The sequence below is a fragment of the Kitasatospora sp. GAS1066B genome (assembly GCF_041262605.1).
Lineage (GTDB): Bacteria > Actinomycetota > Actinomycetes > Streptomycetales > Streptomycetaceae > Kitasatospora.
Genome location: NZ_JBGCCO010000007.1, coordinates 241129 through 256678 on the forward strand (window position 1 = coordinate 241129; position 15550 = coordinate 256678).

Annotated in this window: 13 protein-coding genes; 2 read left to right on the plus strand and 11 right to left on the minus strand. The window is 71.8% G+C overall.

What is annotated here, in order from left to right:
* Nucleotides 1-20 precede the first annotated feature (20 nt).
* The 3 genes from ABH937_RS10450 to ABH937_RS10460 form a co-directional block, all read right to left on the minus strand.
* The gene (locus ABH937_RS10450; protein WP_280693211.1) at nucleotides 21-560 is read right to left on the minus strand and encodes a PadR family transcriptional regulator; all 540 of its coding nucleotides are present in this window, start codon (nucleotides 558-560) and stop codon (nucleotides 21-23) included.
* A gap of 260 nt (nucleotides 561-820) precedes the next feature.
* Entirely contained in the window at nucleotides 821-2842 is a 2022-nt protein-coding gene (locus ABH937_RS10455; protein ID WP_280693210.1) for an NADPH-dependent 2,4-dienoyl-CoA reductase, read from the minus strand.
* A gap of 92 nt (nucleotides 2843-2934) precedes the next feature.
* Nucleotides 2935-3345 (minus strand): helix-turn-helix domain-containing protein, encoded by a 411-nt coding sequence (locus ABH937_RS10460; RefSeq protein WP_280693209.1) that lies wholly within the window; start codon nucleotides 3343-3345, stop codon nucleotides 2935-2937.
* Between the two features lie 114 nt (nucleotides 3346-3459).
* On the opposite strand from ABH937_RS10460, the gene ABH937_RS10465 reads away from it, so the two are divergent.
* Nucleotides 3460-4050 (plus strand): flavodoxin family protein, encoded by a 591-nt coding sequence (locus ABH937_RS10465; RefSeq protein WP_280693208.1) that lies wholly within the window; start codon nucleotides 3460-3462, stop codon nucleotides 4048-4050.
* Nucleotides 4051-4090: 40 nt separating this feature from the next.
* On the opposite strand, the gene ABH937_RS10470 is transcribed toward ABH937_RS10465, so the two are convergent.
* The 8 genes from ABH937_RS10470 to ABH937_RS10505 form a co-directional block, all read right to left on the minus strand.
* Nucleotides 4091-6022: a serine/threonine-protein kinase gene (locus ABH937_RS10470; protein WP_370217994.1), complete on the minus strand. Its 1932-nt coding sequence runs from the start codon at nucleotides 6020-6022 to the stop codon at nucleotides 4091-4093.
* Between the two features lie 106 nt (nucleotides 6023-6128).
* The gene (locus ABH937_RS10475) at nucleotides 6129-7208 is read right to left on the minus strand and encodes a Zn-dependent alcohol dehydrogenase (protein ID WP_280693206.1); all 1080 of its coding nucleotides are present in this window, start codon (nucleotides 7206-7208) and stop codon (nucleotides 6129-6131) included.
* A 48-nt stretch (nucleotides 7209-7256) separates the two neighbouring features.
* The gene (locus ABH937_RS10480) at nucleotides 7257-8675 is read right to left on the minus strand and encodes an aldehyde dehydrogenase family protein (RefSeq protein WP_280693205.1); all 1419 of its coding nucleotides are present in this window, start codon (nucleotides 8673-8675) and stop codon (nucleotides 7257-7259) included.
* Between the two features lie 136 nt (nucleotides 8676-8811).
* A complete protein-coding gene (locus ABH937_RS10485) occupies nucleotides 8812-9579 on the minus strand; it encodes a 3-oxoacyl-ACP reductase (protein ID WP_280693204.1) in 768 nt (255 codons plus the stop codon).
* A gap of 5 nt (nucleotides 9580-9584) precedes the next feature.
* Nucleotides 9585-10961: an aldehyde dehydrogenase gene (locus ABH937_RS10490; protein WP_370217995.1), complete on the minus strand. Its 1377-nt coding sequence runs from the start codon at nucleotides 10959-10961 to the stop codon at nucleotides 9585-9587.
* Nucleotides 10958-11674, minus strand: a complete 717-nt coding sequence (locus ABH937_RS10495) for a gamma-glutamyl-gamma-aminobutyrate hydrolase family protein (RefSeq protein WP_280693202.1) — start codon at nucleotides 11672-11674, stop codon at nucleotides 10958-10960. The genes ABH937_RS10490 and ABH937_RS10495 overlap by 4 nt, the downstream gene beginning before the upstream one ends.
* Nucleotides 11671-13029 carry a glutamine synthetase family protein gene (locus tag ABH937_RS10500; protein ID WP_370217996.1) on the minus strand — a complete coding sequence of 453 codons (1359 nt, stop codon included), beginning with the start codon at nucleotides 13027-13029 and terminating at the stop codon, nucleotides 11671-11673. The genes ABH937_RS10495 and ABH937_RS10500 overlap by 4 nt, the downstream gene beginning before the upstream one ends.
* Nucleotides 13026-14618 carry an amino acid permease gene (locus ABH937_RS10505; protein WP_280693200.1) on the minus strand — a complete coding sequence of 531 codons (1593 nt, stop codon included), beginning with the start codon at nucleotides 14616-14618 and terminating at the stop codon, nucleotides 13026-13028. The genes ABH937_RS10500 and ABH937_RS10505 overlap by 4 nt, the downstream gene beginning before the upstream one ends.
* A 173-nt stretch (nucleotides 14619-14791) precedes the next feature.
* On the opposite strand from ABH937_RS10505, the gene ABH937_RS10510 reads away from it, so the two are divergent.
* Nucleotides 14792-15547, plus strand: coding sequence for a FadR/GntR family transcriptional regulator (locus ABH937_RS10510; RefSeq protein ID WP_280693199.1), 756 nt, complete (start codon nucleotides 14792-14794; stop codon nucleotides 15545-15547).
* Nucleotides 15548-15550: the final 3 nt, after the last annotated feature.

A 15550-nucleotide genomic window follows, 5' to 3' on the forward strand; every position in this document is an offset into this window, starting at 1 on the left:
TTGACCGCCGCCGCGGGCCGTCACGGCCGTGCGGTGTCCGGCAGTTCGGCCAGCGCCTCGGTGAGCCACTGGATCCAGAAGGTCTCCAGCCCGATGCCCGCCCGCAGCACCAGGTGCTGCAGCCGGTTCTGCTCGCCCGCCGGCTCGGCCGGGAAGTCCTTCTGCTCGATCGCCAGATAGTCCGTCAGCTGCCGCTCGTGCAGGGCGAGATGACGCTCCAGCTCGGCCCGCAAGCCAGGCGCGCCGACCACGGCGGCCGCCCGCAACCGCAGCAGCAGCGGCTCGCGGACGGCCTTCGGGTCCTGACTCTCGGCCACCCAGTCGACCAGCGCCGCCCGGCCGGCCGCCAGCACCTCGTACTCCTTGCGCCGGCCCCGGCTGGGCGGCTGCGGAATCGCCCGGATCAGCCCGGCCTGCTCCAACTTGCCCAGCTCACGGTAGATCTGCTGGTGCGTGGCGGACCAGAAGAAGCCGATCGACTTGTCGAAGCGGCGCGTCAACTCCAGCCCGGAGGAAGGCTTCTCCAGCAGGGCGGTGAGGATGGCGTGCGGCAGCGACATGGCGGGACCGGTCTCCTGGGTGCGCGACGGTACTGCTGGGCATCCTAGGACCTGTCCGGCAGACCCTAGGGCCTGTACGGCGGATCTTTCCGGGCCCGCGACGCCGGGCATCCCGGCTGGACGCACGCCCGACTCGCCCAAGTACGTCCAGTACGAGGACGACTCGGGCGCACGCCCAGCCGGGCGCCCAACGCCGCGGGCTCATCCGAAAAGATCCGCCGTACAGGCCCTAGGGCGCCGGTCCCGCCCGTTGCGGGTGATCAGAGCGCGGCCGCCAGGCGGGTGCCCTGGTCGATGGCGCGCTTGGCGTCCAGCTCGGCCGCCACGTCCGCGCCGCCGATCAGGTGCGGCTCGATGCCCCGCTCGCGCAGGCCCTCGACCAGGTCACGGCGCGGCTCCTGGCCCGCGCAGAGCACCACCGTGTCCACCGGGAGCAGCTGCGGCTCGCCGTCCACCGTCAGGTGCAGGCCGGCGTCGTCGATCCGCTGGTAGTCCACGCCGGCGACCATGGCCACACCACGGTGCTTCAGCTCGGTGCGGTGGATCCAGCCGGTGGTCTTGCCCAGCCCAGCACCGACCTTGCTGGTCTTGCGCTGCAGCAGGTGCACCGCACGCTTGGTCTCGGGGCGCTCCGGCTTGCGCAGGCCACCGGCGCCGGCGTGCTCGGTGTCCACACCCCACTGCGCGAAGAAGGCGGCCGGGTCCTGGCTGGCCGAGGTGCCCGGGTCGGTGAGGTACTCGGCGACATCGAAGCCGATCCCGCCGGCGCCGACGATCGCCACCCGCTCGCCCACCGGCGCCTGGTCACGCAGCACGTCCAGGTAGTCGAGCACGCTCGGGTGGTCGCTGCCCTCGATCTCGGGCGTGCGCGGGGTGACGCCGGTGGCCAGCACCACCTCGTCGAAGCCCTCCGCGGCCAGGCTCTCGGCAGTGACCAAGGTGCCCAGCCGCAGCTCGACCTGACGCTCCGTCAGCTGGTGGCGGTAGTACCGCAGGGTCTCGTTGAACTCCTCCTTGCCCGGGATCCGGCGGGCGATGTTCAGCTGCCCGCCGACCTCCTCGGCCGCGTCGAAGAGCGTGACGGCGTGGCCGCGCTCGGCCGCGGTGACCGCGAAGGCGAGCCCGGCGGGGCCGGCGCCGACCACGCCCAGGCGCTTGCGCAGCCGGGTCGGGGCCAGCACCAGCTCGGTCTCGTGGCAAGCCCGCGGGTTCACCAGGCAGGAGGTGATCTTCATGCTGAAGGTGTGGTCGAGGCAGGCCTGGTTGCAGCCGATGCAGGTGTTGACGGCCTCGGGGGTGCCGGCCGCCGCCTTGGCGACGAAGTCGGGGTCGGCGAGCAGCGGGCGGGCCATCGAGATCAGGTCCGCGTAGCCGTCGGCGAGCAACTCCTCGGCCAGCTCCGGGGTGTTGATCCGGTTGGTGGTGACCAGCGGGATCGAGACCGAGCCCATCACCTTCTTGGTGAACCGGGCGAAGGCACCGCGCGGCACCGAGGTGGCGATGGTGGGGATGCGCGCCTCGTGCCAGCCGATGCCGGTGTTGATGATGGTGGCGCCGGCCGCCTCGACGGCCTGGGCCAGCTCGATCACCTCGGCCAGGGTGGAGCCGCCGGGGATCAGGTCGAGCATCGAGAGGCGGTAGATCAGGATGAACTCCGCGCCGACCCGCTCGCGCACCCGGCGGACGATCTCCACCGGGAACCGCATCCGGTTCCGGTAGTCGCCACCCCAGGCGTCGTCACGCTGGTTGGTGGGCGCGGCGATGAACTCGTTGATCAGGTAGCCCTCGGAGCCCATGATCTCGACGCCGTCGTAGCCGGCCCGCTGGGCGAGTTCGGCGGCGCGGGCGAAGTCCTCGATGGTCTGCTCGATCTGCTCCTCGGTGAGGGCGTGCGGCACGAACGGGCTGATCGGCGCCTGGATCGCGCTCGGGGCCACCAGGTCCTCGTGGTAGGCGTAGCGGCCGAAGTGCAGGATCTGCATGGCGATCTTGCCACCGGCGGCGTGCACGGCCTCGGTGATGACGCGGTGCTCGGCCGCCTCCTCGGGGGTGGTGAGCTTGGCGCCGCCGCTCCAGGGCCGCCCGGCCTCGTTCGGCGCGATGCCGCCGGTGACGATCAGGCCGACCCCGCCACGGGCCCGGGTGGCGTAGAACTCGGCCATCCGCTCGAAGCCGTTCGGCGCCTCCTCCAGGCCCACGTGCATCGAGCCCATCAGCACCCGGTTGGGCAGCGTGGTGAAGCCCAGGTCGAGCGGGCGCAGCAGGTGGGGGTAGGCGGTCATCCGGGACTCTCCTCGCGCGAGTGTTGTTACTCAACGGTAGGGGTGAGGACCGGCTCTATGCAACTAGTTTCAAAACATCATCCGAGGGCCGCTCAGCCACGGGTCTCGTCGTACCGCTGCTGCGCCTCCAGCACCTGGGGCATCCGCTCCTCGACCAGCGCGATCAGCACCTGCAGCTGCTCGGCGACCTCGCGCCCGGTCGCGGTGAGGCAGTAGTCGACCCGCGGCGGATTGGTCAGCTGGGCCTTGCGGTGCACCAACCCGTCGCGCTCCAGCGCCTGGAGGGTCTGGGACAGCATCTTCTCGCTCACCCCGTCGACCCGGCGGCGCAGCTCGTTGAAGCGGATCGTGCCGTCCAGCAGCGCCGCGAGGGTCAGGCTGCCCCAGGCGTGGGTGATGTCCTTCAGCACGTGCCGCGACGGGCAGGCGCGCCCGAACACGCTGTAGGGCAGGTCGTCCGCGTGGTGCCCACCCGGGCTCCCGGCAGCGCTTTCGGTCGTCATAGCGGCAGTGTACGCGAGTACAGCGCTGCGGACTGGGTTGCGCTTTCCAAATGACAGTGCTTACCTTTCACCAGCACTTACCGAATCGCACCGCAACCACTCGGGAGCACCACTGTGACCAGCCCCGTCATCTCCATCGCCGTCCACTCCGGTTTCGGCCACACCGCCGTCATCGCCGAGGCCGTCCGGACCGGCGCGCTGGAGTCCGGCGCCACCGTCCACCTGATCAAGGTCGACGAGATCACCGAAGCCCAGTGGGAGCTGCTGGACGCCTCGGACGCGATCGTCTTCGGCTCGCCCACCTACCTGGGCAGTGCCTCCGCCGCCTTCCACACCTTCGCCGAGGCCAGCACCAAGCGCTGGTTCGCCTCCGCGTGGCAGGACAAGCTGGCGGCCGGCTTCACCAACTCCGGCTCCAAGAGCGGCGACAAGCTCGCCACCCTGCAGTACCTGAGCATCTTCGCGGCCCAGCACGGCATGACCTGGATCAACCTGGGCCTGATGCCGGGCTGGAACGTCAGCACCGGTTCGGAGAACGACCTCAACCGCCTCGGCTTCTTCCTCGGGGCCGGTGCCCAGTCCAACAACGACCAGGGCGTCGAGGGCGTGCACAAGTCGGACATCGCCACCGCCGAGCACCTGGGTCGCCGGGTGGCCGAGCAGACCAAGGTCGTCCTGGCGGGCCGGGCGGCGCTGGCGGGCTGACGCCGGCGGGGCCCGGGCGGTCGTGCCCGGGCCCTGAACGTCAGGGGATCCGCCACTCCTGGGAGGCGTCGCCCGGGGTGCAGGCGTTCAGCGTGAGCTGGTGGCCGGCGCCGTTGTCGGTCAGGCAGTTCTGCCCCAGGTAGTCCTTGATGTTGACACCGGTCGGCGCGCCGACGATCGTCCAGTCCGCCATCCCGCCGCCGGACTGGGCGATGAGTTGAGCGCTGGTTCCGGGGTAGTACGCCACGCCCAGAATGCTGTCGTTCATGTTGCAGGCGTGGAAGACGGACCAGGTCTGGTCGGCACTGCGCACCCAGCCGTACTGGGTGCTCCCGCCCATGACCACCGTGCCGGTGCCCGAGGGGTTGCCGTCGGCGAGGCCGACCTTGAGACCGTCGCCGACGTTGACGATGGCGCTCGACGCGCCGCAGCCGGCGGGCGGGGCAGAGCTGGGCGGGACGGAGCTGGGCGGCGGGTTGGGGGCGGGCTGGGTGGGCGGCGGGGGCTGCGTCGAACCGCCGTTCGTGGAGCCGGAGTTGCCGCCACCCGGGGCCGAGCCTGAGCCGCTGGTCGAGCCACCGTTGGAGCCGGCGCCCGAGCCGCTGCCACCGGAGTTGCCGCCGCCACTGCGGGGCGTACCGCCGCCGCCCGGCGGGGGTGGCACCGCCGCTCCCGGAGAGCCGGCAGGTGAACCGGCGGGCGGGGCCGACGAGTTGCCGGAGGACGCCGAAGCGGACGCACTCAGCGACGCGGAGCCCGAGGGCGCCGCACCTGACGCCGAGGCGGCGGGTGCCCCCGGCCCCACGGCGGCGGCCGGTGAGCCGGCAGCGGCCGCGGCGGGCGGGCGCGAGGGCGCGGTGGCCGCGTTGGAGCTGAACGGGGTCTGGTCGATCAGCAGGGCCGAACCGACGACCACGGTGACGCCGCACGGGATCAGCACGGGCAGCACGAAGCGACGCCGGATCCACGGCTGCCGCGACGACACGACAGGCTGCGTCTCCTTCTCGGCGGCCGCCGGCTCCACCGCGGCCGGGGCAACCGCCGCCACCGCAGCCGGGGCAACCGCGACCGGGGCGACCGCCGCCGCGGGCCGGGCGGCGACCAGCGGTGTCGTCCGGGAGGCGATCGCCTCCGCGACCGGCGCCCCCTGCGCCGCGCCCCGCACCACCGCCGCCATCTCCGCGGCGTTGGCGAACCGCTCCCCGGGCAGCTTGGCGAGCGCGGTGGCCACCAGGTCGCGCACCGGCCGACCGAAGCTGTCGGGCAGCGCGGGCGCGGGCTCCCGGACGTGCTTGAGCACGATCTCCAGCGCCGTCTCCCCGGTGAACGGCGGCTTCCCGATGAGCATCTCGTAGCAGAGCACGCCGATCGAGTAGAGGTCGGAGGCCGGGTTGGACGCGGCCCCCTCGGCGCGCTCGGGGGCGACGTAGAGCGCGGTGCCGAGGATCGCGTCGGAGGAGGTGATCTTCGTCCCGGCGACGGCGCTGGCGATGCCGAAGTCGGTCACCGCGACCCGGCCGTCCTCCCGCAGCATCAGGTTGGACGGCTTGATGTCGCGGTGCACGATGCCCCGTTGATGGGCGGCGTGCAGCGCGTCGAGCGCCTGGGCGACGATGCCCAGCGCCCGGTCGACCGGCAGCGGGCCGCTCTCCTCGAGGACGACGTCCAGCGGTCGGCCGGTGATCAGCTCCATGACGATGTACGCGACCCGGTCCTGCGCGTCCTCGCCGCTCTCGCCGTAGTCGTGCACCTCGACGATGCCCGGGTGGTTGATCGAGGCCAGCAGCCTGGCCTCACGCCTGAACCGCTCCATGAACGTCGCATCGTCCAGCAACGCGGGCAGCAGGATCTTCACCGCGACCTGACGACCGAGCACCCCGTCCTCGCCCCGCCAGACCTCCCCCATCGCCCCGCCGCCGAGCCGCTCGGTGAGCGTGTAACGCCCACCGAGCTCGGTCCCCCGACCCCACATGCCCAGTTCCCCAGTCCTGATCGCTATGACGGTTCGTCAGCCGACAGCGACAGTGTGCCAGAGCCTTCGCAATGGTCCAAGATGGACGGTCGTACCGCCGGGTAGCTCAGAACACCACCAGGGAGCGACCGCCCTGACCTGCCCGCATCCGCTCGAACGCGGCGGGGATCTCGTCCAGCGTGATCCGGTCGGTGATCAGCGCCTCCAGGTCGAGCCGCCCGGCGCGCACGTGTTCGGCGAGCAGCGGGACGTCCCTCGCCGGGTCGCTGTTGCCGTACACGCAGGCGCTCAGCGTCCGGGCGAAGTGGAACAGCTCCAGGGAGGAGAAGGAGACCAGGTCGTCCTTGCCGCCGATGCCGACCACCGTGGTCCGCCCGCCGCGCCGGGTGGTGGACCAGGCGGCCCGGATGGTGCTGCCCCGGCCGACGCATTCGAAGGCCTGGTCCGCACCATGACCATCCGTCAACTTCCGTACGGTGCGCGAGAGCTGATCGTCCGCCAGGAGGAACTCGGTGGCGCCGTGGCGCCGGGCCAGCTCCTCCTTCTGCGGGCTGACGTCCACCGCGATGATCGGTCCCGCGCCGGCGATCCGGGCCGCCTGCAGCACCGCCAGGCCCACCCCGCCCAGCCCGATGACCACCACCGACTCGCCGGCCCGGACCCGGGCCGCGTTGTGCACCGCCCCGTAGCCGGTGAGCACGGCGCAGCCGAGCAGCGCGGCCGAGGTGAGCGGCACGCCGTCCGGCAGCGGCAGCAGGGCGCGCTCGTTGACCAGCGTCTCCTCGGCGAAGGCCGCGACGCCGAGCCCGGGGTAGACGCCGGTGCCGTCCGCGAGCGCCGCGTAGGTCTCGCCGTAGGCCGCGCCCGCGCGCTCGCACAGCCACGGCTCGCCGAGCCCGCAGAGGTGGCAGGCGCCGCAGGCGGGAGCCCAGTTGAGCACCACCGGGTCGCCGACCCGGACGGTGCTGACACCCTCGCCGACGGCGGCCACCGTGCCCGCGCCCTCGTGGCCGAGGATCACGGGGGTGGGGGCCCGCAGCACGCCGGTGGCGAGCGACAGGTCGGAGTGGCAGACGCCGGCGGCCGCCAGCTTGACCCGGACCTGGCCGGGCCCGGGCTCGGGCAACTCGATCTCGGTCAGCTCCAGCGGAGCGTCGACGGCGGTGAGCAGGGCGGCGCGAACCATGGCCTTCCTTTCAGTAGTCAAAGCAGCCTCTCGGTAGTCGGCGGGGTCTCAGAGCTGCAGCGACTTGGTCTGCAGGAACTCCTCCAGCCCGTGCCGGCCCAACTCGCGCCCGACTCCGGAGGACTTGTAGCCGCCGAACGGCGCCAGCGGGTTGAACTGCCCGCCGTTGATGTGCACCTGGCCGGCGTCCATCCGGCGGGCGAAGGCGACCGCGCTCTCCTGGTCCCCCGCCCAGACGCCGCCCGCCAGGCCGTACTCGGTCCCGTTGGCGATCTCCAGGGCGTGCTCCTCGTCCCGGTAGGCGAGGATCGACAGCACCGGGCCGAAGATCTCCTCCTGCGCGACCGTCATGTCGGGCGTGACGTCGGCGAGCACGGTGGGCTGGACGTAGTAGCCGGTGGGCAGTTCGGCCGGCGCCTCGGCGCCGCCGACCACCAGCCGGGCGCCCTGCGCCAGTCCGCTCTCGATGTAACCGCGCACCCGCTCGCGCTGCTTGGCGCTGACCACCGGGCCCATCCGGGTCTGCGGCGCGGACGGGTCGCCGGGCGCGTACTTGGCGGCGGCCTTCGCGGCCAGCGCGACGGCCTCCTCGTACTGGTCCTGGTGGACCAGCAGCCTGGTCCAGGCGGTGCAGGTCTGGCCGGAGTTGGCGAAGACGTTGGCGGCGTTCACGTTGACCGCCTTGGCCAGATCGGCGCCCGGCAGCACCACGTTGGCGGACTTGCCGCCCAGCTCCAGGGCCACCTTCTTGACGCCGCGCCCGGCCACCTCGCCGATCGCCCGGCCCACGGCCGTGGAACCGGTGAACGAGACCAGGTCCACCTCGGGGTGCGCGACCAGGGCCGCGCCGACCACCGTGCCCAGGCCGGTGACCAGGTTGAAGACTCCGGCCGGGAAGCCGGCCGCGGCCACGATCTCGGCGAACAGCCGGGCCACCAGCGGGGTGTCCTCGGCGGGCTTGAGCACCACGGTGCAGCCGGCGGCGAGCGCCGGGACCACCTTGGCGACGATCTGGTGCAGCGGGTAGTTCCACGGGGTGATGGCGGCGACCACGCCGGCCGGCTCGGCGAAGACGGTGGAGTTGCCCACCTGCTCCTGGAACTCGTAGCCGGCCAGCAGCTCCAGGTAGGAGGAGGCGACCGCGAGCGGCAATCCGGCCTGCACCGCGGCGGCGAAGCCGATCGGGCTGCCCTGCTCGGCGCTGACCGTCTCGGCGATCTCCTGCTGGCGGGCGGCCAGGCCGTCGCGCAGCCGGGTGAGCGGGGCCAGCCGCTCCTCGCGGGTGGTGGCTCCCCAGGCACGGGCGGCGGAGCGAGCGGCGGCCACGGCGGCCTCGACGTCGGCGGGGGTGCCGGCCGGGACCGTGGCGATGACCTGCTCGGTGGCGGGGTTGACCACCGCCAGCGGCTCGCCGCCGAGGCTCGGCCGCCATCCGCCATCGATGTACTGGTCCGCATGCTGCTGCACGGGTGGTCCTCTCCTCGTGGCCGGGCCGTTTAACTACCGTTGCTAGTTAACGCCGTGTGCCCTGCACCCCGCAAGCATGCCGCAGCGCCGCGCGGCACCCGGGGGCGGGTGCGGCGCGGCGCTGCGGGCGTCCTTACTACTGGGGAGTCACATACGCGCCCGAGATGCCGCCGTCCACCAGGAAGGTGTTCGCGGTCATGAACGAGGAGTCGTCGCTGGCCAGGAAGGCCACGGCGGCGGCGATCTCGCTCGGCTCGGCGAACCGGCCCAGCGGGATGTGCACCAGGCGGCGGGCCGCGCGCTCGGGGTCCTTGGCGAACAGCTCCTGGAGCAGCGGGGTGTTCACCGGCCCCGGGCAGAGCGCGTTCACCCGGATCCCCTCGCGGGCGAACTGCACGCCCAGCTCGCGCGACATCGCCAGCACACCGCCCTTGGAGGCGCTGTAGGAGATCTGCGAGGTGGCCGCGCCCATCACCGCGACGAACGAGGCGGTGTTGATGATCGAGCCCTTGCCCGCGCGCTGCATGTGCGGGATCGCGTACTTGCAGCAGAGGTAGACGCTGGTCAGGTTGACCTCCTGGACCTTCCTCCAGGCTTCCAGGCCGGTGGTCAGGATCGAGTCGTCCTCGGGCGGCGAGATGCCGGCGTTGTTGAAGGCGATGTCCACGCTGCCGTACTCGGCCACGGCCGCCTCGTACATCGCCTTGACCTGCGCCTCCTTGGTCACATCGGCTTTCACGAAGAGGCCGTCGACCTCATCGGCGGCGGCCTTGCCGCTCAGCTCGTCCAGGTCGACGCAGACGACCTTGGCTCCCTCGCTCGCCAGGCGGCGGGCGCTGGCCAGGCCGATTCCGCTGCCGGCACCGGTGATCACGGCCACTCGGCCGTCGAGACGGTTGGTCATCTGAGTCACTCCTCCGTGGAGATGAAGACGTTCTTGGTTTCGGTGAAGGCCTCGAGGGCGTCGGGGCCCAACTCGCGGCCGAGGCCCGACTGCTTGTAGCCGCCGAACGGGGTGGTGTAGCGCACCGAGGAGTGCGAGTTGACCGAGAGGTTGCCGGCCTCCACGCCCCGGGCCACCCGCAGCGCGCGGCCCAGGTCCCGGGTCCAGATCGAGCCGGCCAGGCCGTACTCGCTCGCGTTGGCGATCCGCAGCGCGTCGGCCTCGTCGGTGAACGGGACGACGGCGACCACCGGGCCGAAGACCTCCTCGGTGAAGACCCGCGACCTCTGGTCGACCGGGGCCAGCACGGTCGGCGGGAACCAGAAGCCCTTGCCGTCCGGAACCTTGCCCTGAAGGCGAATTGACACCTCATCAGTCAGATAGGAGGTCACCCGGGCGTGCTGCGCCGCCGAGATCAGCGGTCCCATCTCGGTGCTCTCCTCGCGCGGGTCGCCGACCTTGACCCCGAGCACCGCCGGCTCCAGCAGCGCGAGGAACTCGTCCAACACGCTCTGCTGGACCAGGATCCTGGAGCGCGCGCAACAATCCTGGCCCGCATTGTCGAAGACGGCGTACGGCGCGGTGGCGGCAGCCTTGGCCAGGTCCGCGTCGGCGAAGACGATGTTGGCGCTCTTGCCTCCGAGTTCCAGGGTGACCGGCTTGACCTGCTCGGCGCAGCCGGCCGCGATCTCCTTGCCGACCCGGGTGGAGCCGGTGAAGACCACCTTGCGCACGTCGGGATGGGTGACGAAGCGGCGGCCGACCACCGGGCCGTGGCCCGGCAGCACCTGCAGCACGCCTTCGGGAAGTCCCGCGGCGAGTGCGAGATCTGCCAGCCGCAGCGCGGTGAGCGGGGTCAGCTCGGCGGGCTTGAGCACCACCGTGTTGCCGGCCGCCAGCGCCGGGGCCAGGCCCCAGGCGGCGATCGGCAGCGGGAAGTTCCACGGCACGATGATGCCGACCACGCCGAGCGGTTCCTGGAAGGTGACGTCGATCCCGCCGGCCACCGGGATCTGCCGGCCGAACAACCGCTCGGGCGCGGCGGCGTAGTACTCGATCACGTCGCGCGCGTTGCCGGCCTCCCACCGGGCGTTGCCGATGGTGTGGCCGGCGTTGGCCACCTCCAACTGGGCCAGGTGCTCGCGGTCGGCGTCCACGGCAGCCGCGAAGGCGCGCAGCAGCCGGGCCCGGTCGGCCGGGCTGACCCGGCGCCAGCTCTCGAACGCGGCCTTGGCCCGGGCGATCGCGGCGTCGGTGGCGGCCAGGTCGGCCATGGCGACGGTCTCGATCACCTCCTCGGTGGCCGGGTTGACCACCTCGAAGAGGTCGGCGAGTTGGGTCACGAGGTCTTCTCCTCAACGGCGTTGACGAAGGATCTGAACAGCCTTGGGTCGCCCGGGTCGGCCTCCGGGTGCCACTGGACGCCCAGCGCGAAGCGGGCGCCGGGCAGTTCGAGGGCCTCCACGGTGCCGTCCGGGCTCCAGGCCACGGGGCGCAGTCCGGTGCCGATCCGGTCCACCGCCTGGTGGTGGTAACAGAGCACCCCGGCCTGCTCGCCGAGGATGCCGGCCAGCCGGCTGGCCGGCTCGACCCGCACGAGGCTGCGGTTGAAGGTGGCCGGGGCCAACTGGTGGCTCTGCTCGCCGATCCGGTCCGGCAGGTGCTGGACCAGGTCGCCGCCGAGCGCCACGTTGAGCACCTGCATCCCCCGGCAGACGCCGAGCAGCGGCAGGTCGGCGTCCAGGGCCGCCCGCACCAGCGCGAACTCCCAGTCGTCGCGCGGCCGGTGCGGTGCACCCGTGCGCCCGTGCGGCTCGGCGCCGTAGCGGGCCGGGTCGACATCGGGCCCGCCCGCCACCACCAGCCCGTCCAGCCGGGCCAGTAGCGCGGCCGGTGCGCCGTGGACGGGCTGCGGCGGCAGCAGCACCGGCACGGCGCCCGCCGCGGTCACCGCGTCCACGTACAACTGCGGTATCAGTGCAGCCGGTTGGTCCCAGACGCCCCAGGCGGCCCGCTCCAGGTAGCTGGTGATCCCCACCAGCGGCCGCCCGGTCACAGGCGCTCGAACCCGCGGCGGCGCTCCCAGTCGGTCACCGCGGCCTCGAAGGCGGTCAGTTCGACCCGGCCGGCGTGGGTGTAGTGGCGCACCACGTCCTTGCCGAAGGCGAGCGCCGCCGCCTCGCTGGTCTCGAAGGCGGTGACCGCGTCGCGCAGCGTAGCCGGCACCCGGGGCGCGTTCGAGGCGTACGCGTTGCCGGTGAACTCCGGCTCCAGCTCGAGCTGTTGCTCCACACCGTGCAGCCCGGCCGCGATCAGCGCGGCGACCGCGAGGTAGGGGTTGACGTCGCCGCCGGGGACCCGGTTCTCGAAGCGCAGCGAGGGGCCGTGGCCCACCACCCGCAGCGCGCAGGTGCGGTTGTCGCGGCCCCAGGCGATCGCGGTGGGCGCGAAGCTGCCGGGGACGTAGCGCTTGTAGGAGTTGACGGTCGGGGCCAGCAGCAGCGCGAAGTCGGCCAGGCAGGCGAGTTGGCCGGCCAGGAAGTGCTCCATCACCTTGGAGAAGCCGTGCGGCCCCTCCCCCACCATGACCGGTGCACCCTCCGCGTCGCGCAGGCTCAGGTGGATGTGGCAGGAGTTGCCCTCGCGCTCGTTGTACTTGGCCATGAAGGTCAGGCTGACGCCCTCCTGCGCGGCGATCTCCTTGGACCCGGTCTTGTAGACCACGTGGTCGTCGCAGGTCTTCAGCGCGGTGCCGTACTTGAAGGCGATCTCGTGCTGGCCCAGGTTGCACTCGCCCTTGGCCGACTCCACCGTGAGGCCGGCGCCGGTCATCTCCCGGCGCAGCCGGCGCAGCAGCGGCTCGATCCGCGCGGTGCCCAGGATCGAGTAGTCCACGTTGTACTGGTTGACCGGGGTGAGCTGCCGGTAGTCCTTGTCCCAGGCCTGCTCGTAGCTGTCCCGGAACACGATGAACTCCAACTCGGTGCCCACGTAGGCCTGCCAGCCGTACGCGGCGAGCCGGTCCAGCTGCCGCTGCAGGATCTGCCGGGGCGAGACGGTCACCGGGGTGCCGTCGTGCCGGGCCAGGTCGCACTGCACCATCGCGGTGCCCGGGTGCCAGGGGACCAGGCGCAGCGTGTCCAGATCGGGCACCATGGCCAGGTCGCCGTAACCGCTCTCCCAGGAGGAGACCTCGTAGCCGTCGACGGTGTTCATCTCGATGTCCACGGCCAGCAGGTAGCCGCAGCCCTCGGCGGCCTGCCCCAGCACATCGTCGAGGAAGTACCCGGCGTCCAGCCGCTTGCCCTGCAGCCGACCCTGCATGTCGGTGATGGCCAGCACGACGGTGTCGATGCTGCCGTCGGCGACGCGGGCCCTGAGCTGATCGAGCGTCAGCCGTGCGCTGCTCATCCGTTCTCCTCCGCGGGAGTTGAGTCGGTCGTGGCGTAGGGGGTCGATTCCTGCAGGTCGTGGATCCGCGGGCCGGTGAACCAGCGCCGCGCCGAAGCGAACCACCAGACGGCCGAGAAGCCGAGCACCACCGCGATCGCCACGCTGGTGTAGTTGAAGTTCTTGGCCGTGATCGGGCTGAGCGTGGGGAGCATGAAGAGCACGGTGATCAGCGCGGTCCAGCCGACCGCGACGATGCCGATCGGGCGGCTCCAGCGGCCCAGGTGCCAGGGGCCGCGTTGGAACCCCTCGCCCTGACGCAGTCTCAGGTAGACCGGGATCACGTAGGCCAGGTAGAGGCCGATCACCGAGACCGAGGTGACGGCGGCGAAGGCGGTGGTGTTCCACAGCGCGGGCAGGCCGAGCAGGAAGGCACCGGCGGTGGCCAGCCAGATCGCGTTGTTCGGGGTCTGGGTGCGCTCGGCGATCCGGTGCCAGATCTTCGAGCCGGGCAGCGCACCGTCCCGCGAGAAGGCGTAGATCATCCGGGAGTTGGCGGTGACCGAGGCCATTCCGCAGAAGAACTGCGCGCCGATCACGATGATCAGCAGGAACTCGGCGCCGTTGCGGCCGATCGCGTCCAGGAAGATCTGGGCGGGCGGCTCGCCGGTGCCGCTGTTCACCTCGCCGTTGTAGTCCTGGATCGCGAAGGTCAGGCCGATCAGCAGGATCCAGCCGGCCACCAGCGAGACCAGGATCGAGTTGACGATGCCGCGCGGCCCGGAGCGGGCGGCGTCCCTGGTCTCCTCCGTCATGTGCGCGGAGGCGTCGTAGCCGGTCAGCGTGTACTGGGCGAGCAGCAGGCCGAGCATGGCCACGTAGAAGGAGCTGTGGAAGCCGGTCTGGTTGACGAAGTGTCCGAAGACGAAGGAGACCGAGGTGTGGTGCTGCGGCAGGATCGCCAGCATCCCGACGATGATCACCACGCCCAGCAGGTGCCACCAGACGCTGACCGTGTTGAAGATCGCGACCAGCTGGACGCCGAAGCTGTTCAACAGCCCGTGCAGCACCAGGATCACCGCGAATATCTCGATCGTGTGGGGCGCGGTGGCACTGAAGCCGAACCGCAGATCGAGCAGCGCGTTGGTGAAGGTGGCCGCGCCGTAGTCGACGCTCGCGGTGACCGCGACCTGGCCCATGAAGTTGCACCAACCGGTGAACCAGCTGGCCGCCGGCGCGTTGCCCCGGGCCAGCTTGGCCGCCCAGTAGTAGAGCCCGCCGGCGGTCGGGTAGGCGGAGCAGATCTCGGCCATCGCCAGGCCCACGCACAGGGTCATCGCGCCGACCAGCGGCCAGCCCCAGGTGATCAGCGCCGGGCCGCCGGTGACCATGCCGAAGCCGTAGAGGGTCAGGCAGCCGGAGAGGATCGAGACGATGGAGAAGGAGACGGCGAAGTTGGAGAAGCCGGAGAGCGAGCGGGCCAGCTCCTGGGTGTAGCCCAGCTCGCGAAGTCGCTGCTCGTCGGCGGAGACATCGTTGGAAACATCGGGGGAAACCGCGTGCAACGCAGGTGGGGGAACCTGGTCGACAGGTGACTGCTCGGAGGACATGCGCACCCCTTGGGGGTTCGGTGGGGGATCCGAAACATGCGCCCACAACACTGTGGCCGTCAATGGCCCGGAACTAGACCATTGGCGTACCGCGCATGCTTCCGTCTCGGCCCACATCACGTCAAGAGGGGCATGCAGGTAGCTCGTACCTCGTACCTCGGTACGATTTCGGGGTGACACTTGCGGGCGCGGGCGATCCGGGCGAGCCGGGCATGGACTGGCAGGGCGGCGCGATCTTCCGCCCCGTCCGGACCGGCAACGCCTTCGAGGAGACCGTCGAGCGGATCCTGGAGGCGGTGAAGCTCGGCGTCTTCGGCTACGGCGACCGCCTGCCGGCCGAGCGCGAGCTGGCCGCCCGGCTCGGCATCAGCCGCGAGACGCTGCGCGAGGCGATCCGCTCGCTGCAGGAGGCGGGCTGCGTGGAGTCCCGGCGCGGGCGCTACGGCGGCACCTTCGTCACCTACCGGCTGCCGGCCCCCGATCTGGGCGAACTGCGGCGCGCGGTCCAGCACATGGGCAGCGAGCTGGAGGACGCGTTGACCTTCCGGATGGTGCTGGAGACCGGCGCGGCCGAGCAGGCCGCCCGGCGCGATCTGACCGAGGACCAGCGCGCCTACCTGGAGCGGCGGCTGGCCGAGTTGGAGGCGGCCGACGCCGAGGAGTACCGGCAGCTGGACTCCCGCTTCCACCTGGCGATCGCCGAACTGGCCGGCTCTCCGTCGCTGGCCACCGGCGTGGCCGAGAGCCGGATGCGGCTCAACGACCTGCTGAACGCGATACCCGTGCTGGACCGCAACATCGAGCACGCCTCGGACCAGCACCGGGCGATGGTGCGGGCGATCCTGGCCGGCGACGTCGCGGGCGCCCGGCGCTCGACCGAGGAGCACCTGGCGGCGACCGCGGCGCTGCTGCGCGGGTTCCTGGGCTGACCG

Excerpts from the sequence above, each read along its gene's own strand:
- ABH937_RS10505 (WP_280693200.1), bottom strand. The coding sequence starts at position 14,618 with ATGTCCTCCGAGCAGTCACCTGTCGACCAGGTTCCCCCACCTGCGTTG.
- ABH937_RS10455 (WP_280693210.1), bottom strand. The coding sequence starts at position 2,842 with ATGACCGCCTACCCCCACCTGCTGCGCCCGCTCGACCTGGGCTTCACC.
- ABH937_RS10500 (WP_370217996.1), bottom strand. The coding sequence starts at position 13,029 with ATGAGCAGCGCACGGCTGACGCTCGATCAGCTCAGGGCCCGCGTCGCC.
- ABH937_RS10460 (WP_280693209.1), bottom strand. The coding sequence starts at position 3,345 with ATGACGACCGAAAGCGCTGCCGGGAGCCCGGGTGGGCACCACGCGGAC.
- ABH937_RS10470 (WP_370217994.1), bottom strand. The coding sequence starts at position 6,022 with ATGTGGGGTCGGGGGACCGAGCTCGGTGGGCGTTACACGCTCACCGAG.
- ABH937_RS10475 (WP_280693206.1), bottom strand. The coding sequence starts at position 7,208 with ATGGTTCGCGCCGCCCTGCTCACCGCCGTCGACGCTCCGCTGGAGCTG.
- ABH937_RS10485 (WP_280693204.1), bottom strand. The coding sequence starts at position 9,579 with ATGACCAACCGTCTCGACGGCCGAGTGGCCGTGATCACCGGTGCCGGC.
- ABH937_RS10450 (WP_280693211.1), bottom strand. The coding sequence starts at position 560 with ATGTCGCTGCCGCACGCCATCCTCACCGCCCTGCTGGAGAAGCCTTCC.